This window comes from Celeribacter sp. ULVN23_4 (assembly GCF_054788345.1).
Genome location: NZ_JBTVYO010000009.1, coordinates 118,916 through 145,067, shown reverse-complemented (window position 1 = coordinate 145,067; position 26,152 = coordinate 118,916). Strand labels below are relative to the sequence as shown.

General features: G+C 54.5%; 26 protein-coding genes and 2 pseudogenes. 9 read left to right on the top strand and 19 right to left on the bottom strand.

Annotated elements, in window-relative coordinates:
- Positions 1-234: 234 nt before the first annotated feature.
- The 11 genes from ACYBHZ_RS17255 to ACYBHZ_RS17205 form a co-directional block, all read right to left on the bottom strand.
- A complete protein-coding gene (locus tag ACYBHZ_RS17255) occupies positions 235-1,137 on the bottom strand; it encodes a hypothetical protein (protein WP_460275541.1) in 903 nt (300 codons plus the stop codon).
- 39 nt (positions 1,138-1,176) lie between these two features.
- Positions 1,177-2,055 (bottom strand): polysaccharide pyruvyl transferase family protein, encoded by an 879-nt coding sequence (locus ACYBHZ_RS17250; protein WP_460275540.1) that lies wholly within the window; start codon positions 2,053-2,055, stop codon positions 1,177-1,179.
- A 14-nt stretch (positions 2,056-2,069) separates the two neighbouring features.
- Positions 2,070-3,017, bottom strand: coding sequence for a glycosyltransferase family 2 protein (locus ACYBHZ_RS17245; protein WP_460275539.1), 948 nt, complete (start codon positions 3,015-3,017; stop codon positions 2,070-2,072).
- 4 nt (positions 3,018-3,021) lie between these two features.
- Complete coding sequence (locus ACYBHZ_RS17240) at positions 3,022-3,951, bottom strand: glycosyltransferase family 2 protein (protein WP_460275538.1); 930 nt, start codon at positions 3,949-3,951, stop codon at positions 3,022-3,024.
- On the bottom strand, positions 3,948-4,736 hold the full coding sequence (locus tag ACYBHZ_RS17235; protein ID WP_460275537.1) for a glycosyltransferase family 25 protein: 789 nt from the start codon (positions 4,734-4,736) through the stop codon (positions 3,948-3,950). The genes ACYBHZ_RS17240 and ACYBHZ_RS17235 overlap by 4 nt, the downstream gene beginning before the upstream one ends.
- 223 nt (positions 4,737-4,959) lie before the next feature.
- Complete coding sequence (locus tag ACYBHZ_RS17230) at positions 4,960-6,108, bottom strand: hypothetical protein (protein WP_460275536.1); 1,149 nt, start codon at positions 6,106-6,108, stop codon at positions 4,960-4,962.
- Between the two features lie 183 nt (positions 6,109-6,291).
- Complete coding sequence (locus tag ACYBHZ_RS17225; RefSeq protein WP_460275535.1) at positions 6,292-6,525, bottom strand: hypothetical protein; 234 nt, start codon at positions 6,523-6,525, stop codon at positions 6,292-6,294.
- A gap of 127 nt (positions 6,526-6,652) precedes the next feature.
- A complete protein-coding gene (locus tag ACYBHZ_RS17220) occupies positions 6,653-6,901 on the bottom strand; it encodes a helix-turn-helix transcriptional regulator (protein ID WP_460275534.1) in 249 nt (82 codons plus the stop codon).
- 83 nt (positions 6,902-6,984) lie between these two features.
- Positions 6,985-7,716, bottom strand: a complete 732-nt coding sequence (locus ACYBHZ_RS17215; RefSeq protein ID WP_460275533.1) for a hypothetical protein — start codon at positions 7,714-7,716, stop codon at positions 6,985-6,987.
- 91 nt (positions 7,717-7,807) lie between these two features.
- Positions 7,808-8,368, bottom strand: a complete 561-nt coding sequence (locus ACYBHZ_RS17210) for an IS630 family transposase (protein ID WP_460275532.1) — start codon at positions 8,366-8,368, stop codon at positions 7,808-7,810.
- Between the two features lie 80 nt (positions 8,369-8,448).
- Entirely contained in the window at positions 8,449-8,835 is a 387-nt protein-coding gene (locus ACYBHZ_RS17205; RefSeq protein WP_460275531.1) for a transposase, read from the bottom strand.
- A gap of 209 nt (positions 8,836-9,044) precedes the next feature.
- On the opposite strand from ACYBHZ_RS17205, the pseudogene ACYBHZ_RS17200 reads away from it, so the two are divergent.
- Positions 9,045-9,140: pseudogene (locus ACYBHZ_RS17200) on the top strand (IS481 family transposase); the annotation flags it as partial.
- Between the two features lie 408 nt (positions 9,141-9,548).
- Here ACYBHZ_RS17200 and ACYBHZ_RS17195 read toward each other — a convergent pair.
- On the bottom strand, positions 9,549-10,601 hold the full coding sequence (locus ACYBHZ_RS17195; protein WP_460275530.1) for a LysR family transcriptional regulator: 1,053 nt from the start codon (positions 10,599-10,601) through the stop codon (positions 9,549-9,551).
- Between ACYBHZ_RS17195 and ACYBHZ_RS17190 the strand changes: the two genes are divergently transcribed.
- The 6 genes from ACYBHZ_RS17190 to ACYBHZ_RS17165 are packed head-to-tail and all read left to right on the top strand — an operon-like array spanning position 10,579 to position 15,134.
- Positions 10,579-11,580, top strand: coding sequence for an ABC transporter substrate-binding protein (locus ACYBHZ_RS17190; protein WP_460275529.1), 1,002 nt, complete (start codon positions 10,579-10,581; stop codon positions 11,578-11,580). The genes ACYBHZ_RS17195 and ACYBHZ_RS17190 overlap by 23 nt on opposite strands.
- 3 nt (positions 11,581-11,583) lie before the next feature.
- Positions 11,584-12,318 carry an isochorismatase family protein gene (locus ACYBHZ_RS17185; RefSeq protein ID WP_460275528.1) on the top strand — a complete coding sequence of 245 codons (735 nt, stop codon included), beginning with the start codon at positions 11,584-11,586 and terminating at the stop codon, positions 12,316-12,318.
- Positions 12,315-12,707: a pyrimidine utilization protein C gene (rutC, locus tag ACYBHZ_RS17180; protein ID WP_460275527.1), complete on the top strand. Its 393-nt coding sequence runs from the start codon at positions 12,315-12,317 to the stop codon at positions 12,705-12,707. The genes ACYBHZ_RS17185 and rutC overlap by 4 nt, the downstream gene beginning before the upstream one ends.
- Entirely contained in the window at positions 12,704-13,546 is an 843-nt protein-coding gene (locus tag ACYBHZ_RS17175) for an ABC transporter permease (protein ID WP_460275526.1), read from the top strand. Before rutC ends, ACYBHZ_RS17175 begins: the two co-directional genes overlap by 4 nt.
- A gap of 11 nt (positions 13,547-13,557) precedes the next feature.
- Positions 13,558-14,370: a pyrimidine utilization protein D gene (gene rutD, locus ACYBHZ_RS17170; protein WP_460275525.1), complete on the top strand. Its 813-nt coding sequence runs from the start codon at positions 13,558-13,560 to the stop codon at positions 14,368-14,370.
- Positions 14,367-15,134 carry an ABC transporter ATP-binding protein gene (locus ACYBHZ_RS17165; protein ID WP_297538443.1) on the top strand — a complete coding sequence of 256 codons (768 nt, stop codon included), beginning with the start codon at positions 14,367-14,369 and terminating at the stop codon, positions 15,132-15,134. Before rutD ends, ACYBHZ_RS17165 begins: the two co-directional genes overlap by 4 nt.
- A 462-nt stretch (positions 15,135-15,596) precedes the next feature.
- Here ACYBHZ_RS17165 and ACYBHZ_RS17160 read toward each other — a convergent pair whose 3' ends face one another.
- The 6 genes from ACYBHZ_RS17160 to ACYBHZ_RS17135 form a co-directional block, all read right to left on the bottom strand.
- Positions 15,597-16,934 carry a vWA domain-containing protein gene (locus tag ACYBHZ_RS17160; protein WP_460275524.1) on the bottom strand — a complete coding sequence of 446 codons (1,338 nt, stop codon included), beginning with the start codon at positions 16,932-16,934 and terminating at the stop codon, positions 15,597-15,599.
- Complete coding sequence (locus ACYBHZ_RS17155) at positions 16,927-18,045, bottom strand: ATP-binding protein (RefSeq protein WP_460275523.1); 1,119 nt, start codon at positions 18,043-18,045, stop codon at positions 16,927-16,929. The genes ACYBHZ_RS17160 and ACYBHZ_RS17155 overlap by 8 nt, the downstream gene beginning before the upstream one ends.
- A gap of 3 nt (positions 18,046-18,048) precedes the next feature.
- Positions 18,049-19,917 (bottom strand): hypothetical protein, encoded by a 1,869-nt coding sequence (locus tag ACYBHZ_RS17150; RefSeq protein ID WP_460275522.1) that lies wholly within the window; start codon positions 19,915-19,917, stop codon positions 18,049-18,051.
- Between the two features lie 376 nt (positions 19,918-20,293).
- Positions 20,294-21,109 carry a hypothetical protein gene (locus tag ACYBHZ_RS17145; protein WP_460275521.1) on the bottom strand — a complete coding sequence of 272 codons (816 nt, stop codon included), beginning with the start codon at positions 21,107-21,109 and terminating at the stop codon, positions 20,294-20,296.
- A 13-nt stretch (positions 21,110-21,122) separates the two neighbouring features.
- Positions 21,123-21,599 (bottom strand): hypothetical protein, encoded by a 477-nt coding sequence (locus ACYBHZ_RS17140; RefSeq protein ID WP_460275520.1) that lies wholly within the window; start codon positions 21,597-21,599, stop codon positions 21,123-21,125.
- 481 nt (positions 21,600-22,080) lie between these two features.
- Positions 22,081-22,932, bottom strand: coding sequence for a DUF4394 domain-containing protein (locus tag ACYBHZ_RS17135; RefSeq protein WP_460275519.1), 852 nt, complete (start codon positions 22,930-22,932; stop codon positions 22,081-22,083).
- 120 nt (positions 22,933-23,052) lie between these two features.
- Here ACYBHZ_RS17135 and ACYBHZ_RS17130 point away from each other — a divergent pair, with 120 nt between their 5' ends.
- Together ACYBHZ_RS17130 and ACYBHZ_RS17125 are read left to right on the top strand one after the other, a co-directional pair.
- Positions 23,053-23,622, top strand: coding sequence for a sigma-70 family RNA polymerase sigma factor (locus ACYBHZ_RS17130; RefSeq protein ID WP_460275518.1), 570 nt, complete (start codon positions 23,053-23,055; stop codon positions 23,620-23,622).
- The gene (locus tag ACYBHZ_RS17125; protein WP_460275517.1) at positions 23,622-24,311 is read left to right on the top strand and encodes an anti-sigma factor; all 690 of its coding nucleotides are present in this window, start codon (positions 23,622-23,624) and stop codon (positions 24,309-24,311) included. Before ACYBHZ_RS17130 ends, ACYBHZ_RS17125 begins: the two co-directional genes overlap by 1 nt.
- A 146-nt stretch (positions 24,312-24,457) precedes the next feature.
- Here ACYBHZ_RS17125 and ACYBHZ_RS17120 read toward each other — a convergent pair.
- Positions 24,458-25,834 (bottom strand): annotated as a pseudogene (locus ACYBHZ_RS17120) (transposase).
- Between the last annotated feature and the right edge of the window lie 318 nt (positions 25,835-26,152).

Genomic DNA, 26,152 nt, shown 5'->3' with positions numbered 1-26,152 from the left:
TAAACAACGATTACAGTTATTTAAACGCCGCCCTCGGGTGGCCGTTCGCGTTTGTACTTTCCCGCTGGAAGCAACGTGGAAGCAAAGGGAGTGCAGTTGGGAGTGTTGCGGAAGGGCAACGGAAGAGAGGCGCAGAGACTCTACTCACAGATAATCGATCGTGCCTCTGTAGCGTCTCAATCATCGTGCGTTAGTCGATTTTGGAAGTGAATCCGAAGACCGCATATTTTTTAATCAAGTATCGTATGGAAAGTCTGTGACTGGTCCATTTGGAAATCTTAGCGGTAATCGATTTCGGGTGTCACATATCATTTCGATTTCGGGTATTGAGTTGTGACCTAGAAATTCCGTTTGAAATTTCTGATATGGAATGTTCCTTTGAGACTTTTCGAGAGCAAGTCGGGCAAAATGGTTCTTTTTAGTATATCGTATGTGGCGCTCAAACAGTTTCAATTTCCCTTCTTTTTCCTTATGAGATGTCTGTGAACCTGTTTTTGTTGCGGCCACGAATTTACTATCAGAATTTGAGCTTCCCATCCGATAGATGGCCCCAGGAAATGGAACTGGGCTAAAGGGTAAACCTTCGCGGAGCGCGCGATCAACCACAGTTTTGTGGCTTCCAAGCTCGGTGATGAGCGCCTCATTCTGGCTACCAATGACTGGCACCTGCCTTTGCATGAATTCGACAGAAATAAGTAACGAAGTACCGCATATCGTATGGAATTTATTGCTTGGTGCGATGAAATTCTTCTCTACGTCCCAAATATAGCCAGAGTTGATATGATAGCCCGATGGGACTTCTGTTGTGGAAACGAAGTGAGCAAGTCTGGCACTCACAAAATCGTCGTCATCCACGACCATGAAAACTTCGGAGCGCTGCATTTCTTGAAAAGCAGCGAGCACACGCCGTCCCTTGTCTAAGCGTACTGCATGGTAATGTTCAGCGCGCGTCTTCGCTGAAAAGAGCAGCGGTTCGGCTGGGAAATCAATCGGAACAAATTCAAATTTATTAGGTAGTTTTGGAAGCGATTGGCTGCGATGCCCAACCACCCATGCTTTCCAGCCAGGCGTCACCTGTCCTGCAATCGAAGCGAATGTCTGCTCCAAGTATCTCAACTGAGCTGTGTGATCACGCACCAGAGACGGATCTCTGATTGGAATGACAAAATTTAGCACTTAAACTACTTTCTCGGAATTGAATGGACAACTTTCCAATAGACGTTTCTGGACGTCTGTAAGATCAGGCTGTTCGCCAGATTTCGCGAGTTTTTCCAATTCTTCTTGGCTATAGTCTTCGCTCAAATCCAAAGGTTTTGGAATGTCATTCATACCAATGCCCAGGAAATAGTCTTTGAATTTGAACTCATCGCCGATCAGATCGCCGCCGAATTTTGCCCATACCACGGGGACGTTATAAGCGTGCGAAATAATCACGCCATGTAATGATGTCGATATAATCGCATGACAGGCGACGATGTCGGAGATCACCTTTTCCAAGGGCTGCTTGACGTCAATGATTTTGACGTCCGGAGAATGACAGAATTTTTCAGACAGGTCGTCGAATTCTGTATGGTGTGGTACAATACCAAGTGCTGCTTTGTGCTCAGATTCAGATGGCTGAAAGAAAAGCGGCATCAAACTGCCTGGGTCGCCATAAATCTCCGGGCAATCGTAACCTTGCCGTACACAAATCTCTCTAGAAAGCGGTCCTCTGACCGCATGGATTTTCTTTGGCTTTGGAAACTGTGCGTCCTGGGTCAAAGCACCGCTTCCCCAGACGATCGCCTTATCTTGCGATGTGATATGGCTCAGGATGCTGCCACACCCAAATAGTTGTGAAGACCAAGGTCCTTTTGCCGCCCTCTTACGCGCCCTTTTGCCGGTAATCTTATTGAACAGATACGGTCCGATCCAATCTCCGAAATTCATCCCTTTTTCAGGGCGGTAAAACCAATGCATATTGGTGGCGTTGGTAAATCCGAGTTTTGAAACAAAACGATACAGGCCGCCAGGAAATGCATCTGCATAAGGCTCTGGATTCTTATATTTTGCCATTTTTTATTTTTCCCTTATTCCCCGGTTGTCGTGCTGTAAGGGCTGGGGAGCTGTTTCCCGTACAGTCCACGTGCTGCACCCGTGGACTCGCCTACTGCAATAGCCGCCTTGCGGAATTTCTTTTCTGCGTAAGGTCTTGTGAAAGGGTATATCAGCACTCCGAGCAGAGCAGAAGCAAGCGCCTTGTAGAGCGCGACTAGGGCAAATTTGAAAACTTTTATGGACGTTGCCGGCAAGCCGAATCTTTCCCGATCTTGCAAGGTTGCAACGCGATAGGCGTTAAAACGACGCAGGAAAGTGGCTTTTAAGGATGCTTTCTCATTCATTACGTGTTCAGTGATAACGGCTTTTGGCGTTGCCACGATCTGGGCCCCTGCGGCATGGGCTTGTGAGAAAAACAAACGATCTTCTCCGCCACTGAGAGTAAAACGCTCATCAAATCTGAGGTTTTGACCATCTGGCCTGATCAGCTTTGCAGAGAACAGTACGCCATAGGAAAATGCTTGGGGCAGATTATATTGCCATCTCTTCTGAGCGGACTTGATGAGTGAGCCATCTGGCCGACGGTATTCGATCGCGGTCTGAACAACATCCGCATGCGTCGTGTTCTGTGCGCTCATCATTTCAATGAGCCAGTTGGCTGGAACCGTCTGATCGTCGTCCACAAAGGCAACCCAGTCCGCCTTGAGTTCGATGGCTGTCTCCAGTGCCGTATTGCGTGCATGGCAAAGACCGCGTTTCGATTCGGCGCGATATTCTATTGGTAAACGGGAGCTTTCACTGGTCAAACTGATGATTTCACGTGTCTGCTCAGAAGCCTCATTGTCGATTACCACGATTACGGCCCGCATATCTTCGGGCATTTCCAACTGCCCTGCGGCGGACAAACACGACACAATCATCTTTGGGCGTTTGTAGGTGCAGATGCAGAAGACAATGAGTGGAAGATTGTTTTTGACCAAGCGATTATCCTCCGTGCGTCTGGAGGTATGCTTGGGGCAATTTTTTCGCGACCAGTCCGCGCAAAGTCCCGCAGAGAGTTCCGTAATTCCGGGCGGCTTTATGCAGCTTCCGTTTTCCATAGTTATAATCGAAGACTACAGTCAGAAGTCCCAAACTCAGTGAGAGCGTGCCTTTGTATAGCGCCGACATTACCCGCTTAGCGATATCGCAAAAGGCGGCGATATACCCGTACAGATCAACATCTTGATACGTATTGATCCAATTTTGTTTATACGTGCGTTTAAATGTGGCTTTAAGGCCAATTCGAGTGTCTGGTGTCAGCTCAATTGCAATGGCTTCTGGCGTTGCCACACATCTCACGCCTTTCTGGCGCGCTTGTAGAAACAGAAATCTATCACTGCAGCCGCTCATATTGAAACGGGCATCAAATCGTAGTCCCAACCCATCAGAGCGTATCAGGTGCGTTGTGAATAAAACACCGTTTGTCGAGACATATTTCAGGTTCTGGTTCCATGACGCTTTGGCTTTTTTGAGCGTATTCCCTTTCGGTGAAATATATTTCACGGCGCTTTGTAGGACTTCCGCATGGGTCAATCTTTGCGCATTGAGTAATGCCACCAACCAATTGCTCGGAACCGTCTGATCGTCGTCGAGAAAGGTAAACCAAACGGCATTCTTTTCGACTGCCCAGTCCAATGCCATGTTTCGAGCATGCACTATGCCTCTGTCTGGTTGGGGCAGGTAATGAAACTCCCCCTCTCCGACGTCATGAACAATGGATGCAGTCAGATCTGATACCTCATTGTCGACAACGCAGACAGCGATATTGAAATTCTCTGGAGCGTCTAGTTGTTTCACAGACTCTAAACAACTCCGGAGCATTTGGGGGCGTTTATATGTGCAAATAGCGAGAATGATGAGGGGAGTGGTCATTGTTTTTCAAAACTATTCTGAAAGCGCTGACGCTTCCGCTTTGCCGCACGTTTATTCAACCAAAGCCTGCGATGTTTGCGGAGATGGTAGAAGCGCGCTCGCGATGTATCCTGCCCCACTTTCGCGCGCTCAATGTCGCTATCAGTCCCGGTTGTCGTTATCGGCGGCTCAATGAAACCATAGCCTGCGTCCGTCTGGCAATTCCAACGGCGCAAAAAATGGTCAATCGGCATGTAGATATGATCTGCGGTTTCCAAAAAACGTGTGGCCCCTTCTCGGGACCAAAGAATGGCTGTCGTGGTGTCCGGAAAGTAATGTGCGCGGCATAAGGTTCGGGACCCGGCTTCTGATGAAAACTGCGCAACCGGACTGCTGAAACGCTTCACAGGACGACCGAGGTTGACCATATGCCATCTCGTTTCATGTCCTGCCTCGAAGTATTCAAGCAAGCGGGACAGCGTAGAACTGGCGTCGGGCTTGAGCAAAAGATCATCCTCAAGGCTCAGTCCAAAAGTTGCGTCAGAGGCGAGGAAGCGTTTTGCAGAATTGATGTGACTGAAATAGCAACCTAATTCACCACCCGATAATTTTCGTCCAAACCAAGAGAGGGCTTTGCTTTCGTCATATTCGGAAAAGGTTAAAGGATCGACTTTTCTTCCGTCGAATGCTGACAGGCGTTCAAACGGAATATTCGCTGTATCAAGTTGTTCTTTAGCCGATCGAAATCGCTGATTGCTGGTGTCCAGGTTGATTAAAATGGTCTTCAAATTGTCAAAAATACACATATGCCCCGCCCCGACAGGAAAAAATATAATAAAAATGATGTGATCAAGTGCCGTTTGTCGGCACCTGAGATCACTAAAAAGACTAGAAAATGTTTTGCAGTTACCCACGACGAAACGTGAAGCATAATTATGCCATCAATAGCCAAAATGAGGTTGATCTGCAATATATGTTAAAAATTAAATGTGTTCGGATTCTGTTGGATTTTTGCCCAAATTGCTCATTTCAGGTCCACCGATACTTCCCGCCCGCCTTCTGCAATCGCTCTTCCAAGGTCTTCGGATGCTCTTCGCTGTTCCGGCGCAGCGCGTTGATGTGCTGGTCCATGAAGTCATAGAATTCATCCGGTGGCACGTCCGAGATCGCGGCGCGGGTGACGAAGAGGCCCAAAAGCTGTTGATCCAGCTCGCGCATCTTTGCGGTGCGGTTGGCAAAGATCACGTCTGAGGGCTGCACGCCGATACAATGCACGGACAGGTCTTGCATGACCGTGTCTTCAAACAACCGCCACAACTCATGTGCGGGCCAGCGGGCGCGGTTGCTGTCATTTGTGGGGATGCAGTAGCGCAGGCGTTCGAGCGCGTGCTGATAGGCGTCTCCGAGTCTCTCCCGCACATCCGCCCATGAGTGCATTTCAAATCGCTCTCGGAGCTGCTTTGAACCAAGGCGTAACTCAAAGCGCCAGACTTGGCTTGTCAGCCGGTCGGACAGGTCCAGAGGCTCTTGGCCGCAGGCGGCACGCTCCGCGTTCCAGATCGCAAGCCAGCCGTCTTTCCCCTTTTGGATGACTTCCCCGCGCTTGTCGTAGATCGCCAGTTGCCGGTTATCGACATTGCCCGCCCGTAGCCCGGTGACGCGGCCTCCTGTGGCTTGGGTCACGGTCTCATTGACTCCGGTGTATTCCTCTACCTTCGTGCCGGGAGGGGCAACAAGGGCGATCCGCTCCGGCTCGAACCATGGGGCCAGCATATCCACGGCAAAGTCCACGCGAGAGACACGGAGCTGATGTTCGCCGTAGGGAATGGCAAGCGCGACCATGACCTCCCTAAAATGCCGCTCCGCGTGATCCAAACCGCCCGTGGCAAGCCCCAGCGCGCGAAAGTCAACAGTGATACCGGGATTGTTCGGAATGCGGTCTTCGGGGTCTTGGAACATCCAGACCGCGCCCAGCTCCCCCGTGTGGGTGTTAAAGGTGCGCCCGCCTTTCTGGGTGACGGACAAGAGCACATCGCCAAAGCGCAGCTCAATGTCATGCCCGTGCTCTTTGGCATGGGCTTTCGCCAGCGCCAGTTCCTTCCGAAGTTCCGGGGTGATCTCGGATTGTAGGGTGAACCTGAGGCCGTCAAAGCCGCTATGGAGGATTTGTGCCTTCATTTACTCTGATCTTCGCTTTCGTAGTCGTGGAGGGGGGTGTTACATGCCCCCCCTTTGCCTGTCGGCTGATTGTGGCGGTTGGAATTGAGGGAACCGGATGAAGCGGGATGCGCTTTGTGCCTCCGGCGGGGCAGCTTTTGTTTTGGGGCCGGGCAGGGCCCGGCTCCGATCTTATGGGATGCTTTAGGCGCGCTGTGTGGCGTCTTTCGACATTTGGCGCGCGATCCAGATTTCCGCACGTTCCGCGCATTTGGCGACGTTCAGAAGATCGCCTTGGGCAAAGCTTGGCGTCGATTGCCAATCGCCTTGCCCGTTCTTGTAAGCGCGGGACAGATCGACGGAATAGAATCCGTCATTGTCCCAGACGGTTGCGGTGATAAGGCCCAATTTGATTTTATGGGCAGGATGTTTGGTCATGGTGTGAACCCTTAATTAGAATGGAATGGGCGCGAGAACCGTTTGCCTCGCGCCCGAAAGAGCCGTCCGGCCCCAAAATCCCGCATGGCGCTGCCAGCCCCATACGGGCAAAACTTAGAAGGCGGGGTTAGGCGACGGTGTACTGGCTGGTATTGCCGTGACAGCGCGTTTGGCCCCATTCGAGAAGATCGCGACGGCGGTAGCGCACCGAGCGCCCCGACTTGTAGAACTTCGGCCCATAGCCCGTGACACGCCATTTCTGGATCGTGCGCACGCTTTGGCACAGGAAGTCTGCGGCTTTCTTCTCGTCAATGAACCCGTCCAGATAATCGGTGGCCGGGCGGTTATTGTCGTTAGCTGCTTTGGTTTTGAGCATCGTTTTACGTCCTAGTAATTTCAGATGCTCTTGATTTGGCCCAGATTCGAAACACGAAAAATGGCACGAAATTCGCAAATAATTTATTGTTTTGTGTTTTTCTTTAAGTCATTGAAAAACGGAGAAAAATGTTTTCGAAAAGTTTCAAAAGAAATTGCATTTGGCGCTGGATCAAGGTCGGGGCGATTCAATTCCAACCACCTTAAGGCTTTCGGGAAGTGTGATTTCTGGGAAGCTGTGGGATCAATCTCCCCGGCCTCATGCAGCGCATGGATTGCGGCCATGATGTCCTTTGCAGCAGAGGGGCGGCCAACCGCGCGTGGTGGGGTGCGATCCACGTTGCCACGTTCAAGGATTTCGTTGCGAATCCGGTTTGTCGTTAGGCGCACGTCCGCGAATTCCAAGCCTCGGAAGCTGGGTGTCCCGTTTTCCCAATCACATTTGCCCGCCCATGCCTCTTTCGGAATTGCCACGGGAACGGACGATACGGAGCGGGGCAGATCAAAGTCAAAGCCGTGAATATGTCCGCTCGATACGTAAGACAGGATATTGGCTTGCAATTTGTCTTTAAGGGCGTTGCGTGTGCCAGCGAGTTTCCCGAAGCCGGAAAACGCATGGGTGAGTTTCGCGGTCATGTCGCCGTCAAGTTCGGAGGCTTCTTGAGCATCCTTCTTGAAGGTATCCATGGCGGATTGTTGTCGCAGTTCTTGCCATTCGGATTTTAGGTCCGGGTGGGCATAGGCCAGCCAAGATTTGGAAAACGCTACGCCGGAACGGTGCAGCCGTTGCAAATGCCCTTTGGTGATCTCTGCCAATGTTGCCCCCGTATCGGTTCATATCGTTCCGTTAAAGCTTTTCGGCTTTAACCTGGGACATATCCAGCAGCCTTGAAGTAGTTCCAGCACTCTATTGGGTCGTAGAGATCGCAGATTGCTGCGATTGCCTCGAAGACCTCAGTGAAGGTTCTGGCTCCGATCCGTCGAAGGTGCCTTTCAGCTTCGAGAAGGCTTGTTCGATGGGGGGCAGGTCTGGCGAGTACGGCGGCAGGTAGAGGAACCAGCAGCCATGGTCACGCAAGGTCTGTGTTGCCTCCTTGTTGCGGTGGGTCGCCAGGTTGTCGAGGATGACGCCGGTGCCGAGGGCGATCTCGGGGACCAATACTTCGCGGATGTAGGTGGCAAAGGCCGGGCCGTCCATCGCGCCCTTGATGAGCCATGGAGCGATCAGGGCATCTTGTGTCAGGCCCGCGATCAGGGTTTGGGTTCCCCAACTGCCGAACGGCGCATCCATCGTCAGGCGCTCGCCTCGTTTTGCTCTTCCTCGCAGGCGGGTCAGATTGGTCTTCACCGCGGTTTCATCAATGAAGACAACGCGATCCGGCAATGCCGCAATGGCAGGAAGCCGATGTTTGAACCAAAGCGTTTCTGCTTTAACCTGACACAAGGTTTGAGCAGAAACGCGGTGCAACGTCCAAGCGGAGCGGGCGTTTCGACTTAATCTGATAGATCAGGTTAAACTCGAAACGCTTCAGTCAGCCCGCTGCTGCCTTACCTTGGCGCGATGGCGCTCGGTGGCAACCAGCGACTTTTTTTGTACGTGAAGCCCAGCCGGGACAGCAGGTTGGCGATGGAAGAGTGGTGCACCCGTACCCCCTCTGCCTCGGCCAACGCATCGCGCAACTCAAAGAGCGTGATGTCGGGATGTTGTGCGATCAGTTCCTCAAGGAACTCCCGATACGGAGCCAGCTTACCTTTGCCGCGCGGCGGTCCTTGAGGGTCAGGTTCCGCATGGCCCTTGGTTCTCACCTGATGCGCCCAACGCGCGCCTGTCGCTGGCGAGAGCTTCAGGCGCAACGCCGCCGCACGCCCACTTAACCCTTCTTCAATTAATCTCTGAAACCCGCGTCTGAGTGCCAATGGCAAAGGTGCTGACATGATCCATCCTCCCAAACAGGATGAATCACATCTGGACCTTCATGAGAATCCCAGACGATTCAGGTTCAGGCCGAAACGCTCTAGAACCTTGTGACCGGCTTCGGCCCGTAACGATACGTATATGTTAGATAGCTAGCGCGCCTTTGGTCTAGGTGTTTGAGCCCATGGTTTGATGGTGTAATCCTTTCGCACGAATGGAAGGAAGCATTATGGGACAAGTTCGTCACGGAAGCGCCACGACTACGCACGCTATCAGAGCAGCAATACAGCGATCGCAAGCTTCGATCGCGGAGCTGAGCCGGGAGCAAATGGATCATTCCTTTGCCTTCCGGTCCGACTGGACAGGGGGCGATTGCATTGCGATCTGCGAGCGCAAGGTTTCACGCCGAGAGTGTGGAACTTTCCCAAGATTACATGAAGGCATTTGATGGCGCAAAAGGGGCGCATGTCGGACCGGCAGTGTTAAAGCGTTTCGACTTAAACCTGAATCAGGGTTTGAGCAGAAACGTGGTGCAACGTCCAAGCGGAGCGGGCGTTTCGACTTTATGTGATAGATCAAGTTAAAGTCGAAACGCTTTAGGCGGGGGAAATGATACAAATCGTATAATTCGTGCAGCTATCGGGAATTTGAATTTGCAGTAGTGCTACACCTTTCAAAAGTGTTGTGCGTCCCGTTTCACGTCGCAAGATTAGAAGCAGATACAGAATATGAGTCAGCTAATGACATAGTCAGAAGCTTCTTTCTCTAACTGACGTTTAAAGGCTTCGACTGCTGGTGTTGGCGAACTGTCTTTGCGCCATGCCAAATGCAACTCCCGTGTGACAACAGGATTGCTCAAAGGCCGAAATGTTAACATTGGGTCGCTTGGGTCTGGCCAAGCGAGGCTTGGAAGAGGCGCAAGGCCAATGCCTTCTCGTACCATTGATAGAAGCGTCGAGGGGTTCACCGCTTCATAGGAGACTTTATTCTGTAGTATCCCCGCCGGAAGGCCATGTTCCAGTTCCAGCCGAATGCCGGTTGTCGCGGCCATCATGACGAGCCCCGCATCGCGTGCTTCTGCCCAAGAGACAGCCTCTCTTTCGGCAAAACGATGATCCCTGCGCATGACCAGTGCGAAACGGTCCGTCAAAAGCGGAACGGCATCGAGATCGGACAGATCAGGTGGTTCATTGGCAATCGCAAGATCAACGTCCCCCTTGCGGGCCATATCCATGCACCGTCCACGGGGTTCTTCAAAAATTTTAATGCTTATTTTCGGATATTTGGCGCGAAACGCGTTGATGGTTTTCGGGACAAGGCGAATTGCCACGGACGGGACGCAGGCGATATTCACTTGCCCGCGTTCGATTTCCTGCCACGCTCGCATGTCCGATATCTGACGCGTGAAATCCGCGATGATGCGCTGCGCCCCCGGCAGAAACTCCTCCCCCATACGACTCAGCATGACTTTGCGGGTTGTGCGATCAATCAACCGAACGCCTAAATCCGCCTCAAGTCGCTGAATAATTAAGCTTACCGTCGATTGAGACAGTCCACAGGCCTGTGCGGCATGGGAGAAGTTCTGGGTCTCCGCAACAGCCACAAAGACCTGTAAATGCTTAATTTCTACATTATTTATTGTCATATACAATATATATATCGAATTACAATTAATTGACAATGAAAAGCTGCCCGGAAATCTGATTGCCATCCACTTAGCCACAGGTCGAGTAAACGACCGCGCATCAATCAGGGAATACACCATGCTCAACAGACGCTCTTTCATCGCTTCCGGCCTGACTGCCGGGGCGGCATTTTCCACAGGTGTCCTGCCGGCTTTTGCCAACACCTCCGTCACCGTCTCGGAAGCCATTCGGACGGCCATGTATGCTCCGCTTTATGTCGCTGCGAACCTTGGTCTCTATAAAAAACATGGGCTGGACGTGAATCTGCAAACTGCAGGCGGCATCGCGCTTCCGATCCCGATGATCCTGTCCGGGCGCAGCCTCGTGGGCGTCACAAGCCCCGGCATGTCGGTGAATGCGACGCGCGAAGGAGCTTCCATCAAGAATATCGCCAAGATTGTTGGCGGTGTGTCGATGTGGGCGATTGCCAAGCCGGGTTCCGGGATCTCCACAATCGAAGACCTGAAGGGCAAAACCATTGCAACGCTGAAATTTCCCTCCTCGACCATTCAGGTTCCGACCTACGCGATCCAGAAAACTCTGGGGATGACCCCTGAAGAGGCCGGGATCACGTTCCTCGAATTGCCGCCGGGAGCACAGGCAACAGCTGTGAAAGATGGCCGGGCCGATGTTGCCACCGCCTTTGAATGGGATGTCTCCGTCGGGGCGCGCGACTTCGGGCTGGAAGCTGTGTTGTCGCTGGCTGATGTGATCGGGCCGACCTCCTTCACGACCGCCATGGCCACTGAAGAGGCGATTGCCAATCACCCAGAAGAAATTCAAGCATTCTGTAACGCCATTGCTGAAGCCATGACCGCCATGCATGCCGATCATGGTCTTTTGGCCGCGACCGGCGCGGAGTTCTTTCCGCAGGTGGATCAGGACATCATTGAAAGCGCTGCGGGGAACTTCTTTGCCTCTGGTGTCGCAATTCCGACCACTCCGGTGATCTCTGAAGACGAATTCGCAAGCGCCATGTCGCTTGAATTGGGGGGTGGTTCGATTTCCGAAGCCCTGCCTTTCGAACAAATGGTCGACAACCGCTTCGCAACAGCGGCGGCCGCAAAATACGGAGTCTAATCTATGAAAGATAGCCAAACATCAATGATCGCAGGGGACCAAACCGCCCCTGCGATCAACTCCCAGCCGGAACCGCTTGGGATGAACCCGAAAGAAACGGCGATTGTCGTCGTCGATATGCAGAATGGCTATTCCACCAAAGGCGGCTACGTCGATCTGCGTGGCTTTGATGTTTCCGGCACCCGTGCGGTGATCCAGAACATTTCCGATACGGTTGACCTTGCGCATCAGCTCGGGATGCCTGTGGTCTTCCTGCAAAACGGCTGGGACCCAGAGCTCAAGGAGGCGGGCGGCGAAGGCTCCCCCAACTGGCATAAATCCAATGCGCTCAAACTTATGCGCGAAAAGCCCGAACTCAAAGGCCAGCTTCTGGCCAAGGGGGGCTGGGACTATGCGCTGGTGGATGAACTGACCCCCGGCCCGGATGATATCTTGTTGCCGAAAACCCGCTATTCCGGCTTCTGGAACACGCAGCTCAATTCCATCCTGCGCGCCCGCGGCATTAAAAACATCGTGTTTTGCGGCATTGCGACCAATGTCTGTGTTGAGACCAGCATCCGCGACGCGTTCCACAACGAATTCTTTGCGGTGCTTCTCGAAGACGCCTGTCACCAGTTGGGTGACGACATGATCCGTGCCGCAAGCATCTACAATATCAAGACGTTCTTTGGTTGGGTCGCGACCTGTGCCGACTTTGCCGAATACGTTTCTCTTACTCAAAAGGAAACTACCGCATGAATGATCGTGTGCTGATCCCCGCTGGTACTGGCGCTCCCCTTGGCCCGTTCTCGCCTGGCATGATGGCTGACAATGTCATCTACACCGCTGGCATCCTGCCTTTTGACGAGAACAACAATGTGGTCCATCCCGGCGATGCCACGGCGCAAACCCGCCATGTTTTCGAAACCATTCGCGGCATCCTCGCCGAAGCCGGCGCCGGGTTTGAAGACGTTGTGTTCAACCATGTCTTTGTCGCCGATTTCGCCGATTACGCCGCGATCAATGCGGTTTACGCGGAATATTTCCCTGACACGAAACCCGCACGCTACTGCGTACAGGTCGGTCTGGTGAAACCCGAGGCCAAGGTCGAGATTGCCTCGATTGCGCATAAAAGAGCGGCGTCATGAGCCTTACAGATACAGCATCGCCGTCTGCGCAGCGCGGGCAGACCGCATCGCACGGTCAAAACACGACCGGACCGAAGTGGAAGGATGTAACGCCTTCCACACTCCAGATCCTAACATGGCAGATCGGGCTTTTGGTCGGCTTGCTGGCCCTCTGGGAACTCGCCGTCAGCCTTGGCTGGATCGAGGTCTATATCTATGGTCGCCCAAGCGGCATTTTCACCAAAGCGGTAGAACTGATCGGCAGCGGCGCGCTCCTGCGCGACAGTGCCCTGACCGCTTTCGAAGCCGTCAGCGGCTTTATCATCGGGACCGTAACCGGCTCTGTTCTAGGGTTGGCGCTCTGGCTCTCCCCCATGGGGGCTTCGGTGCTGCGTCCCTATATGATTGCGCTGAACGGCCTGCCCAAAATCGCGCTGGCGCCTCTGGTCATCATCTGGTTCGGTATCGGGCTCGGGTCCAAAATCGCGCTGGCCACCCTGATCACCTTTATTGTCGCCATGATCGCGGCCCAACAGGGCGCGCGTGAGGTGGACAGCGATCTGGTGAAACTGATGCGCTCGCTTGGTGCCACACGGTTCAAGACCTGGCGTACCGTAATCGTACCGGGCGCCATGCCGTGGATCGTTTCCGCCTTTCGTCTCAATGTCGGCTTTGCGCTGATCGGGGCCGTTGTCGGCGAATATATCGCCTCGAACAAAGGTCTTGGTTACATGATTTCCTATGCTGGCACGCTCTATGACCTGAATTCGGTCTGGCTCGGGATTGCTGCTCTCATGGTTGTGGCCTTGCTCATGTATGCGGTCATTGACTGGTGCGAAGCGCGGTTCAAGCAACGATAAGGAACAGACAAATGCCAATCGCATATAATGGCAGCGTTGCACTGCATTACGAGGTCAGAGGTGAGGGGGAAACGCTTCTTCTGTCAAGCGGGCTTGGCGGCTCGTGTGACTATTGGGCCCCCCAAATCAACGATCTGAGCAAAAAGTTCCGGGTTGTCACCTACGATCATGCCGGATGCGGAAAAAGCGCCCGCGCGGTCGGCCCCCGCAGCGTGACGGACTTCGCTTTGGACATTAAAGCCGTGCTCATGGCTGCTGGCGCATCCCAAGCGCATATCATGGGGCATGCTGTTGGCGGTATGATGGGGTTGCAACTTGCGCTTATGGAACCCGATCTGGTGCAGAGCCTCGTCATCGCGAATGGCTGGGGCGCACCTGATCCGCATATCAAGCGATGCTTTTCCGTTCGGAGCAATTTGTTGCGCGATAGCGGCGCAACCGCCTATGTCGAAGCCCAGCCACTTTTCCTTTATCCGGCCCCGTGGATTTCAAAACGCGATGCGCAATTGCGTCAGAATGCACGCCATGCCCCTGATCACATGCCGGTCGTGGCCGATCTTTTGGACCGCATCGACGTGTTCCAAAACTATGAGCCTTCGGACATGGCCTTGCGGACCCTGTCTGTCCCGGTTTTGTGTTTGGCGACAGCCGATGACATGCTTGTCCCATGGACGGCCAGCAAAGCTCTGGCGGACCGTCTGGGTAATGGCCATTTCGCCCTGTTCCCGGATGGCGGACATGCCTCAAGCCAAACGGACCCCACCACATTCGATGCCGCTGTGGCGCGGTTTCATGATGCCTATGCAAAGGAACTTTCCCTATGACTGCAATTTTGACAGCCGACCAGGTCGGCATGGTATTCGAGACCCCCGGTCGCAACTCAGTCGAGGCAATCCGCGACATCTCCTTCGAGCTGCATGCAGGCGAAATCGTTGCGCTGATCGGGCCCTCAGGATGCGGCAAGACAACTTTGTTCAACATCATCAGCGGCTTGCTGGAACCCAGTCGCGGCAGCTTCACGGTCAACGGCGGTAAGAATGGTCAGTCTGTCGGCTATATGCTGCAAAAGGATCTTTTGCTGCCATGGCGCAGTGTGATCGACAATGTGGTGCTTGGACTTGAGGTCCGCGGTGTGGATAAATCGGCTTCCTACCCCATCGCCAAACGCCTGATCGAAGCTTACGGCCTGGCTGGTTTCGAGAATGCCAAGCCTGAGACCCTATCGGGCGGGATGCGGCAACGTGTGGCCATCATGCGCACACTGGCCTTTGACCCAGCCGTGGTGTTGCTCGATGAACCCTTCTCGGCGCTGGATTTCCAGACGCGGACCTTGCTGCAAACCGATGTGGCGCGGATCATTGCCGAAAAACAGAAAAGCGCAATTCTGATCACGCATGATATTGGTGAGGCCTTGACCATGGCGGATCGCGTGCTTGTCTTGTCGCAACGCCCCTCTACGGTTGTTCGGGAACTGGTGATCGATATTCCGCGCGATGCGCGCGATGCCGTTGCCCTGCGGTCGGACCCGCGTTTCAACGACATGTTTATAACCATCTGGAACGACATACAGGGCAAAGCAGCAGCGTGAGCAGTCTGGCAGATCTGCCGCGCGTATGATCCTGCGATATCTTTGACACTGTTTGTGGCGCCCCATGTGCGGGGCGGCCATATCTGAATATATCGTGCTTGCGGCAATTTTGCCGTAGGCACACAAGCACGGATCTGTAGTTCGATGTTGCCATCAAAGAATGGCAACAGAAACACAGTGAGGCAGGGGCTCCGAATTGGGAGCTATAGCTGAGTCCACTCTATCCGAGCCGTTCCCAAAGCCACCTTTTATTGAGCCGCTCACCAGACCGGACATTGGCACCCATGCGCCGAAAGCTCGCTTCGTCCCGCATTTCGGGCACCAGTGCGCTTCGCAGAGAATTTCCGGTTGGAACCCCAATTGACGGATGCTGCATCCCGCGCAAATGTCTGCTTTGAAGCGCAGCCAAAGATAGCGCGCAAAGTGCTGAACGGTTTTTTGCGATCTTGGTGTCTGTGGATACTAGTTTTCCAAAACCACAATTTTTCCAAAAGGGGCAGTCGCCCCAGTTCGTGGTACAGCCCATATCACGGGTGCGGTCGGGGGGACTCCAAACGGGCCAAACAGGTCGGTCAACATTACGATTATTGAAGGATCGTGAGCCATTGCTGCCTCGACAGGCTCGACGAAAGACGTCCCGCCACCGCGCTTGAAGTTCAGGTCAGCGAGTTCTTTATCGAGTTCACGGGCTTTCAGGCGTTGGTCCAATTGGATCCCGTGATCGAAGACGATAAGGCTTAGCTCCGCTCCCGTGCGTTTTGATATGCCGGAAATTTCGCCCCCAAATCGACGCAACAAACCTGGTGAGATCGAGCCGGACACATCCAAGCAAACGGCGACGCGTGGCAAGCCCTTTTCATTTATGCGCCCTTGTTCAAATGCAGGACTCTCCTCCATTTGCTTTTGGGCCTCTGATGCAAGTGCCAGCCATCGCCTGGATGGTCGAGTGAACGTTGGCTGGGGGGATCGCGTAACTGCTTTCGTGACAAGGCACCGAAGAACAACCTCCCAAGGGGTTTTGGACTTTGGCAAGTCGCCCAAGCTGTGCGCATGAACACCGATCCCCCGTCCGGCGCGCGCGCCTGCTGACAGAGCTCGCTCTAGCCGCGTTGCCCATTCTGCATCTTTCAGCGCGTCGGCCGTTACTGCACCTCGGGCGTCGAGATCACCGAATGTCTGTCCCGCGAGAACGTCCAGAGCGTTCGCGGCAGACTGGCTTTGTTCGGCGGCGGTTGCGAGCATATGGTAAAGTGTTTCCGCATCTAGCTCAGTCAGGGCTACTTGAATATCTTGCCATTTCTTCTTCAGGACATCGACCCACAGCGCTGTCAGCGCCACACCACCGTCTGGCACCTTGTAGCCGGCTCTGCGTAGGGTCTCGTTTATGATCGCGTCCGTTGCGATGTTGAATAGCGCTGGATTGTATGAGGCCCCCAGCCGGTTCGCCAGCGACTTTCCTCGTGTGACATGCCGGCAAGCAACGTGCATGATCTCGTGCGCACAAACCGCGACTTGTTCATCGAGTGTCCAGTCCGCAAACTTGGCACCGTACCAAATCGTTTCGCCATCCGTGTAGGCCGGGGCAAGATCATAGCGAAGCGTGGCAGTTCTGCTGGCACCTTCAGCGGCTTGAGTGAAAACGGTGATCTCTTTGGGCCGCGCATCGCGATGCTTGCACCAAAGTGTCAGACTGCCAAATGCCGGGTCCATTTCGACCAGTTTTTGAAGCGCAACGGTGGCCCTACTTGAATGGTCTTGGCGAGACAGAGCAGCAATCTGTGCTTCATTCAATTCAGCCAAGACCAAGAGACACCCTCTTAGCAATATGCTTTTTGTAAGAAGGGTTATCGAGCATACGATCCGCAAGGCCCAGTGCAAAGCTTCGTTCAATCAACATTTCAAAGCCTGCAGTCGCGAGTTCTCGTAAAGGCAGTGCGGCGAATTGCCCCCCACGCTTTCCCGCGCCTTCAAGTTCGGCGATACCCAAGATGCATTCTATTGCAGCGTCAATGTTGTCGGCATTTGCGACAGCGGCGATTCCGAAAATGACGGCGTTTAGACCGTGAAGCGAAGCTGGATACAACGCGGGGCGCTCGTGCTGTGGCGTGCTGAGCAACCTGACAACATCGACATTCGCCTCAATATCCTCGGCCATTCGAATGAACTCAGCCGCGACTGCGGTGCCCACAAGACCAGAGATCATCACCATCCTTGTGTCGCGATCATTGACGTGCTGCATGATGTGGCTGACGCGTTCCCAAGATCGCGGCGTCGCCGCAATAAGATGATCGGCAGTGATGGACGCGGCCAGCGTTTCCAGCCTGTCGGGTCGGGTCTTGATAAAAGCCGTCACGGAAGGGTGGAAGCCCTGCGGAATGGCGTAACTCTCGAGCCAATCCGTTGGGTCCGCCTCGACAATGAGATGCACCAACCTGTCGGCAAGAGCCGTGCCCATTTCATAGGCTACGGCACCATCCTCGACCCGATTTCCAGCGGCCATAATGAACGTGTCTTCCGGAATGCGGTGCATCCCAACGCGCCTTTCTTGCAGCAGGCCATAGACGGTCGGCTGTAGCATGGGGGCTGCCGACGTCAGCTCGTCAAGAAATAGAACCGAAGGGCGCGGCTCCCGTGGTAAATCCTCGGGACGATACCATTTTGTGGTCAGGGTATCGTGGTCATAATAAGGAAGCCCACGCAAATCAGCTGTGTCAATTTGCGTGAGGCGAATATCGTACAATGGCCCGCCAATATGCCGGGCCATTGCCTCAGCAATTTGAGTTTTCCCAACGCCGGGAGGGCCATGCAGCATCCAGGACATATGCTGTCCATTGTCGACTTGCATGTTCCAGCCGGACTTCAGAACCTTGAGCGCCCGCCCGGCAGGCACAGTCATTGCGTTCACAGCCATGATTTAACGGTATTCTTTCACAAGCTGTGACCACCTGGTCCGGAATACCTCTGTCGTCAATGTGTCTTGCTCGACCTTCTTCTGAAGGACATGAAGGATTACGTCATGGTGGTGTGAAGGGGCCTGATACCCATTGTTGTAAATTGCTGGCCTTGCCCAGGAGTACCCCTGACCGTCATGCATCATGATACAAAATCCCGCGCCAGTCTTGTGATAATCGTTATAACTATCCCGTCTTGGGAAGCACACCGATAGGCCCAAAAGCGTTGTATTCTCAAAATCCAAGACCGTTGTGCGCAAGGCCCATGTCTGGTCCTGAGAAGGCGTGACATTGACTTGAGCCTCGGCTTCCAAGATCGGATTTCGGGCCTCGCCAGGCAGGTCAAAGGACAACCGGTAGGCCGCTTCGATGACATCGCGATCGTCACCCCCCAATGCAGCATCACTTAGTCTCGCGAGTGCATTTGGTTTCGTGAGCAAAGGAAGGCGCGACATTTGCTTCGGGGTCAATGGGCGGGGCTTGCCCCCTGTAAATGACGCCATTTCGCGCATTCGCCGATTGGACGGCGCCGGACGCGTCCGCACTCGCCAAAGTTTCGTCCCTTGGAATTTGCCACCGTATAGAGCGCTAAGGTCACCCCAACGTGAGAACTCGATCTTTCCAAATATAGCGCCGTCTGCAATCTCTTTGGCAAGGTCGTTCGCTGCCTCAGCTTTCTCAGCCTTTTTAACGTTTCGAGCCGCAAAGCGTTCTGCCGAAGCCTTAGCCGCCTCATAGGGCTTGCCCAATATTGTTCCGATCAGAGAGTGATGTTTCGGAGGAACGAATAGTCCCTTGAGTAAAGGGTGTTTCGGATCAAACGCTCCAAGTTTCAAACCCGATAAGAATTCATCCGAAAGATCAGGATCGTAGGCAAGGATCAATTCAATAAGTGAACGTACCCATTCATCTAAAGCCGCCTTCGACTTGAAGCGCTTGTCACTCGTGACATTTCGACCGAGTTGGATCATTCCAGTTTTGCTCGTGTCCAGCCATATGCCGGCCTTGTCATCCTCCAAACGAACAATTAGGTTTGAATTTTTCTGCCTTCTACCCGCATGGAAACTGCTGTAGCGACCATTCGTGAAATAAATTTCGTTGTTCAACGCGAAGGCGTCATCCAAATCAACAGCCTTTAAAGAGCTAGCGTTAAACAGCCTCATTTCCTCGAACAACCGGCGCAAACGGTTCAAAGTCGCGCGCCCCGAGTCGGCAAGGAGTTCAAGTTTTTCGTGACCGCTTAGGACCGAAACCGTAGCCAGATTTTCCTGAGTTAGGGGCTGGAACGTCATGCCTGAATGGCGGTCGACGCTGTCAGGTTTGCCACTGGCGTCCCAGAAAACACCCCAAATGTCGTCCCTGACGTAACGGTTGTATTTTCTCCGCATCGAGGTTGAGCGGTAGACTAAGGCAGGGCTTGCCAAATTGTGTGTTGTCCCCAGCACGACCTCGTCCAACGATACGTCCATCCCCTCAATTTCCTGCCATCGAGCCTCTAGCCGCGCGCGTTCTGCGGCCCACAAGTCGTTCAGTTTGGACCCGTGAGGAGCATGACCATCTGTAGCCAGCGCATCGATCACTGAATTTACCAAAGCCTCCAACATAGGCAGGTCATCTCTAAGAGTGACGCTAGCGACCTGGCTGGAAAACGCGGCGCGCAACCTTGTCGACGGTCTTCCTACATCGAAAATACGGACATCAAGGGCATACCCGCGTTCGCTCTCATTTGGTTTGATCTCTGCGCGCCAAACCGAACATGGACTATGATGCATTCTGGTTAGAGTCGGACCGGGGACCTGGTTCGCCCCGTCAACGTCAATTTCTTTGGTCAATTGCTTATCCTGAAATGTTTGGTCTTTCTCAGCACCTTTGGCCTGTGTTAATTTGGTACGGCCCCACTGTGTTATTTTTTTGGCATTCAAAGAACCAAGCCCTACGGCTGACCAGCCAGCAGAGAGACAAGAGTAGTCGTGCGATTGCTCTTCCGGAACGGCAACTTTGTCCCGCGCAGCTGACCTTGGGCTTCTAGGGCATGCTATGCGACGCTTTGAATGACCGTTTCCGAGAAGTTGCATCGCAGCGGTGGACCTGTCGGCGAAAAGCTGGTTAGGGCCGAAAGTAACAGACGTTACTAACGGCCCAAAGCAGCCGTTCGCAAAGTTTAGCTTTCATAGAAAGAGAAGACCGTGGACGGTTCCATATTTCACATCATTGCATGCGTTCAAGATAGGTGCCATCGACCCAGCCTGTCGCACAGGGGCCGTGATAGGGGGCATAAAGTTGTTCGGGGCGGATGAGGCAGGAAGCGACGCCATTGGTCGGGATCGCGACGGCGATGAAACCTTCCTCGCGCGCAATGACGTCGACCGTGTAGCCCTTGTAGAGCTGCCACCAGACGGGGGTCGCAGCGGTCGGGCGGGCGGAAGCATAGACCGGAAGCCCCTCAGACACAGACGGAACTGTTGTCACTTGCGCGACGCCAACTGCATTTGGCTCCGGGACCACGACATCTTGCGAGAAGAACAGGCCGACAGGTCCGCGCGCATCGAGTGGTGCCCAAAGCGCCTCTGTATCGGCATAGACCGTTTGCGACAGGCACACAATCTGGTCGATCTCGTGGCGCCAATCTGCGGATTGCAACCACATCTCTGCGGTGCCATCTTCTGAAACGGCTTCTTCCTGATCATCCCAGGGCAAATTCGCATGGAGCGTCAAAGCTTCGCCCAAATCCGTGCTCCAGAATCCCAATTCGATGCGAAGCTCGTCGCCTTCCTGCCAGTTGAACCAAGTGCTTGAGGCCTCCGCGATCAGCGGTGTGTCGTAAAATGGCTCGCCTGTCTCAAGCGCATGGCGGACAAGTCTATAGCTGTCCGCTTGCGCGCAGACGGTGATCTGTTCGCGGGCATCGGCATCGGTCGCACATTGAAATACGACCTCGCCCTCGCACACGGATTGTGCCACCGCGCTCTGTGCCATACTCGCCGCCAAAAAGGTGATGGCCGCCATCAGAATGGATTTATGCATCTCAAGAAGCCTCTTACGGAGAGACTTGTGTTAGGTCGATCATTTCGATCAACGTGCCAAGATCAGAGATGACAGAGCCCGGATCGCAGGACAGGGTCGCGATCACATCATTGTTTTGCATGACGTTGATCCCCCCTTCAAGATCAGCATCCGCAGACTGTTCGCCACCGGACCAGACCTCATAGGCATAGCCGCCATCCGCATGAAAGGTTACGGATTCACTCACATATGAGCCCATGCCGTTCCATGGCGTATAAAACAGCGTCACCTTTTCCTCCACGATCTCTTTTTCCACTTCCCCATTCGATTTGAAAAAACCGTAGGACGCCATATCGCCGTCTTCCCAAATCGCATCGCAAAGCTCGACCGCTTTGGAGCCACCATTAAAGGTACAAGAGAACATTTCGGTCCCATCAAGCTGGCAATATTGCCCCGCATGAGCCACGCCGGCGACAAAAACCAATGCGGCGGAGAGAGTAATCGTCTTCACTGTTTTTCCTCATTTTTAGATCGAACACATCAAAAGTTTTGTTGACCTCAGACGCTACGCATGGGGCGTCTCTTTTCGAATTCAAATTTGGGGCAATACAACATCCCGACTATTTTTGCGGGAGGGGAAGTTTATGTCAGAATTCCCGCAGAATAATTCCCTGTGCCATCGTCAGCCCCTAGGGAGCGGGCCGCAGATAATTTTCAGAATTCATAAATTCACGAACAGGCAATTTCAGATCCGTCGGAAAGCATTGATGCCCTCCAGGGTGATAAGACAGATAAGTATTATGATGACTTATAGGAGATGCAGCCAATATCTGGTTCTCGCTTCTCAAGCGACATCGGCGCATTCGGCCCGTTGCGGACGTTCGTGCCAAGCCAATTCTAATTGAGCAACGAGGACCAATAAATCACGCCCCGCTCTTTAGACCGGGGCGCATGTTAAATCTTGTGAATATGAGGATGGGTCGCGCCAGAGTTTACATACCTTTCGAGGCCGCAAAGCCCGTGAATCCGCCCATGCCCAGATCGCCGATCATCATCAACGCTCCCGATGACAGGTCAACGGAGTAGAGGCTTGCGGAGCTTTCGCCGTCCAGCTGAAGGATGGCAAAGGCGTGGTCCATGCCTTCCTCGGGCGACACGATATCAAACCCGCCCCAGTCGACCACGTCCACGGCCTCGCCGTCGATGGTCAGATAGCCGACAGTGGCCAGCTCACCCGCGTTGTTGGCCAGCGTCACAAGCGCATTTGCGCGCGCATCAATCGCGTATTGCGCGGTGGAGGAGGCCGTCATGCCGTTGATCGCGTTGGTGTATGCATTGGCAAAGATCAGCGGATCGACGCCTTTGCTCATGTCCCCTTCGGCGTAAAAGGTATCGGTGAAACGGCGCACGGAGTTTGCGCGCTCATCGCCATCGCCGAAGCCATCGGGGAAGTAGACGAGGTTCGCGCCATCGGCGCCAACAGCGCGCACGGCGTCAATCTGGTTGTTAAAGTCGAAGGCGACTGCGCCCTCGCCAATCATTGCGTCATCCATAAACATTGCGCCGAGATCGGTCAGAGCGCCTGTCATCGGGTCCACCTCATAGACCATGCCATCGGCATAACCGATCAGCTGTCCTGTCACGGGACGATAGGCGATGGCACGAAGGGGCATGTCCAGATCGTAGGTCATGACTTCGCCCGGGGTGGCGATATCGGCCATGGTTACCAGTGTTTTGCCGTCTTCGGCGAGCGCATAGCCCATGGTGCCAGCATGGTGCATGGCGAAAGCGGGGGCGGTGGTAGCCAGTGTGGCGGCGGTGAGGGCAAATTTCAGAGTGGTCATTGTGGGGTCCTTCCTGTCTATTGGCTTGCGTTGAGCCGTGTTTTGCGGATCAATCACTCTTAACCACGGGCGTATCGGGGCGAGAGTTTCAGCGCTGCCAATTTTTTTTTAGAGGGGCGTATGGGCGAGCACGCGACACAAACGCAGACCAGTGAGCCTCGCGAGCGGATAGAGGCGCTGATTGTCCGTGTGTCCTTGGGAGAGCGGGCTGCCCTCTCCGATCTCTACGATCTCACTCAAGCGAAACTTTTCGCCGTCTCGCTGCGTGTCTTGGGGGATCGCCACGCGGCAGAGGACGCCATGCACGATACCTATGTTAAAATCTGGGGGAACGCGGACCGCTTCAAAGTGACGGGCCATTCGCCGATGACGTGGCTGATCACCATTGCGCGCAACACCGCGATTGACCGCCTCAGGGCACGGCGCAGTCACGCCGATGTCGGGGCCTACTCGGAGACGCTGGCGTCTTCGGTCCAAACCCCTGAACAGAGGGCTATCGCCGCGTCAGAGGCGGGCCGCATTGTCGAATGCCTCGACACCTTGCCCACCGAGCGCCGCATCGCGATCACGGGGGCTTACCTCGACGGGCGCAGTTATGCGGACCTCGCGGCAGCGGCAAAGGTGCCACTGAACACGATGCGTACATGGCTGCGGCGCGGGTTGATCGCATTGAGGGAGTGTATGGAGTAATGAGCGAGACGTTTGACGACGACATGCTGGCCGCAGAACTGGCCCTCGGATTGCTTGAGGGCGAGGCTATGACAGATGCTCGGACGCGTGCCGCCACAGACCAGTCATTCGCCGCGCGGGTGCATGGCTGGGAGGCTCAATTGGCTCGTATGGCCGACCTGCCGCCCGTTGATGCCCCTGCATCCGTCAAGGTCGCGCTGATGGCCGACCTCTTTCCCGATACCGTGAAACCGCCGTTGTGGCAGCGGCTCGGGATTTGGCAGGCACTGGCTGGCGGAGCCGTGACCGCCGCGCTGCTGCTCGCACTTGCCGTCTTCCCGATGCGCGCACCGCAAAGCACAGGCCCGCTCTACACAGCCGAGATTGCCTCCGAGATCGGGGATTTTCGTGTGGTTGCCGTGGTCGACAAGACCCTCCAGGAAGTTATCCTGACTCGCACCTTGGGCGCCGCACCCGAGGGCCGCATCCTGCAAGTCTGGGCCCATGGGCCGAATGAGCCTGCGCAATCGGTTGGATTGTGGGCCGCGGGTGAAAGTATCCGTCTCGCCCTGCCGCCAGAGATCGCCGCTGTGCGCGGCACACTCACCTTGGGCGTCTCCGAAGAACCTGCCGGCGGCTCCCCCACAGGCTCCCCCACGGGGCGTGTCTTCGGCACCGTGGATATAGCAGGTGTACAAGACCCAGTTTGAGGAACAGTGCCGATACTGATTTTTCGGGAGGGTCAGTGTACTGATATGTCGGGCCCAATTACCTTTTTCGTCCGGATTCTGTTGAAAAACTAATGTTTGCGAATGCAGAAATGGCACTTACAAATTCGTCGCGAGCGCTTTTCCTCTCAGGCTTTTCGCGGTTGCTGCGGCGCAGGAAAGATCTTGGCCAGTTTTCGGAGGTTTTGGGCGTTTGCTGCGAGGAGGAGTGAACCGGGACCGTGGCCCCGGTGGGGCCGCGTAAGCCCGAAGTGAACGTCGTTTGCGCCACATGCACCACGTAATCGGAGCCTGTTCAGACCAAGAATTCGTTTGAGATGGGCAAAAAGCATCTCGACCTTCTTTCGCAGCTTCATCGAGATTTCGTATTGGTGGGTTTTGGCGATATCACGGGCAACTTGGCGGGCGTCTTCATGTTCTTCGCGGGTGATTTTGCGGGCATCTGTATTCGGGCAGCAAGTTGGTTTCGATGGACAGGTTTGGCAAACCTCCTTCAAAGCTCGATAGCGGGCTGTGCCTTTGCCGGTCGGACCTCGGTTCGGGTCGGAGTAGTTTCGCCGGAACTGCTTCAGTTCGTGACCTTCGGGACAGATATACTGATCATTCTCCGCGTCCCATTCGAACTCCGCGCGTGACCAAGTGCCGTCGCTGCGCCACGCCTTGTCGATGACGGGAATATGCGGCGCAATCTCACGCTCAACCAGCCAACCCAGCATTGGGCCTGATCCGTAAGCTGTGTCTGCGATCAAACGCTCGGGGTGCAGATCGAACCGGTCTTTGACACGGGTAAGCATGGTCTTCGTCGATCCGACCTCGGCTTGCCGGATGGAGCGGGTCGCCTCGACATCAAGGATGACGCCATGATCGGTGTCGATCAGATAATTGTCGGAAGAGCTGAAGAATGCGTTCGCCAATGTCTCTCGGACCATTGGCGTTCCATTGGCTCACCCTTACGCGCGGCGGTCCATTGGCTCGCCGGGTCTGAGTGGGAGGTGAACTTCGGCTGGACCTCACTGGCTGCGCCGAAGGCGGCTTCATCGAGGGTGTCGAGATACTCGCGAACGACCCGCGGGGTATCCGCGGGATCGACCTGTGCCGGGTCCCAATCTTCCTCCGGGGTCGAGTTCTGCTTGTTGGCATCGGCTTCGATGAGGCTCGCATCAACGGCCGTGCCGGTTCTTGGAAAAGATCGAGTGGTCAGGGACGCGATCGCTGAGATCGAGACGGCAGAACCAGCGATAGGCGAGGTTGAGATGCACCTCCTCGCAGAGCCGCCGCTCTGACCGGATGCCGCAGCAATAGCCCACCAGTAGCATCCGGATCAGCAGCTCAGGATCGACGGACGGGCACCCCGTGTGACTGTAGAAATCGGCGAGGTCGCTGCGGATGCCGGACAGGTCCACGAACCGGTCGATGGAGCGAAGCAGGTGGTTCTGCGGGACATGGTCCTCCAGCGAGAACTCGTAAAACAGCGATGCCTGCGCTTCCTGCCTCGGACCCATCATGGCCGATCCTCCCGTCCCTGTGCTGGAATTGAAACAGCCGACGGCCCTTCGATCAAGCGAGAGTTTTTCAACAAAATAGACCTAAATAAGTCATGTGCGCGCAGCGGGGGAGGGCCCTCTTGTTGTTTCATTGGAACCGTGGGGTTCAAATTGACCTTGGATAAGCATAACTTTGAGAGCTTTCAGACATAGCACCTCGGTTGCGGTAGGTTGCGTCTTATCCATCCTCCCGTAACCAATAATTACACATATAATACAAGGTGTTAATACCCTCGCACTGGGGGCGCTTAAAAGACGTGATGAAATGGCAATGGACTC

What these genes read in the sequence shown, in the direction of transcription:
- ACYBHZ_RS17185 (WP_460275528.1), top strand. Translation starts at nt 11,584, where the DNA reads ATGAAAGATAGCCAAACATCAATGATCGCAGGGGACCAAACCGCCCCT.
- ACYBHZ_RS17135 (WP_460275519.1), bottom strand. Translation starts at nt 22,932, where the DNA reads ATGACCACTCTGAAATTTGCCCTCACCGCCGCCACACTGGCTACCACC.
- ACYBHZ_RS17155 (WP_460275523.1), bottom strand. Translation starts at nt 18,045, where the DNA reads ATGGCTGTGAACGCAATGACTGTGCCTGCCGGGCGGGCGCTCAAGGTT.
- ACYBHZ_RS17220 (WP_460275534.1), bottom strand. Translation starts at nt 6,901, where the DNA reads ATGCTCAAAACCAAAGCAGCTAACGACAATAACCGCCCGGCCACCGAT.
- ACYBHZ_RS17175 (WP_460275526.1), top strand. Translation starts at nt 12,704, where the DNA reads ATGAGCCTTACAGATACAGCATCGCCGTCTGCGCAGCGCGGGCAGACC.
- ACYBHZ_RS17250 (WP_460275540.1), bottom strand. Translation starts at nt 2,055, where the DNA reads ATGGCAAAATATAAGAATCCAGAGCCTTATGCAGATGCATTTCCTGGC.
- ACYBHZ_RS17125 (WP_460275517.1), top strand. Translation starts at nt 23,622, where the DNA reads ATGAGCGAGACGTTTGACGACGACATGCTGGCCGCAGAACTGGCCCTC.
- ACYBHZ_RS17230 (WP_460275536.1), bottom strand. Translation starts at nt 6,108, where the DNA reads ATGAAGGCACAAATCCTCCATAGCGGCTTTGACGGCCTCAGGTTCACC.
- ACYBHZ_RS17240 (WP_460275538.1), bottom strand. Translation starts at nt 3,951, where the DNA reads ATGACCACTCCCCTCATCATTCTCGCTATTTGCACATATAAACGCCCC.
- ACYBHZ_RS17225 (WP_460275535.1), bottom strand. Translation starts at nt 6,525, where the DNA reads ATGACCAAACATCCTGCCCATAAAATCAAATTGGGCCTTATCACCGCA.
- ACYBHZ_RS17145 (WP_460275521.1), bottom strand. Translation starts at nt 21,109, where the DNA reads ATGCATAAATCCATTCTGATGGCGGCCATCACCTTTTTGGCGGCGAGT.
- rutC (WP_460275527.1), top strand. Translation starts at nt 12,315, where the DNA reads ATGAATGATCGTGTGCTGATCCCCGCTGGTACTGGCGCTCCCCTTGGC.
- ACYBHZ_RS17165 (WP_297538443.1), top strand. Translation starts at nt 14,367, where the DNA reads ATGACTGCAATTTTGACAGCCGACCAGGTCGGCATGGTATTCGAGACC.
- ACYBHZ_RS17195 (WP_460275530.1), bottom strand. Translation starts at nt 10,601, where the DNA reads ATGAAAGAGCGTCTGTTGAGCATGGTGTATTCCCTGATTGATGCGCGG.
- ACYBHZ_RS17130 (WP_460275518.1), top strand. Translation starts at nt 23,053, where the DNA reads ATGGGCGAGCACGCGACACAAACGCAGACCAGTGAGCCTCGCGAGCGG.
- ACYBHZ_RS17205 (WP_460275531.1), bottom strand. Translation starts at nt 8,835, where the DNA reads ATGTCAGCACCTTTGCCATTGGCACTCAGACGCGGGTTTCAGAGATTA.
- rutD (WP_460275525.1), top strand. Translation starts at nt 13,558, where the DNA reads ATGCCAATCGCATATAATGGCAGCGTTGCACTGCATTACGAGGTCAGA.
- ACYBHZ_RS17190 (WP_460275529.1), top strand. Translation starts at nt 10,579, where the DNA reads ATGCTCAACAGACGCTCTTTCATCGCTTCCGGCCTGACTGCCGGGGCG.
- ACYBHZ_RS17235 (WP_460275537.1), bottom strand. Translation starts at nt 4,736, where the DNA reads ATGTGTATTTTTGACAATTTGAAGACCATTTTAATCAACCTGGACACC.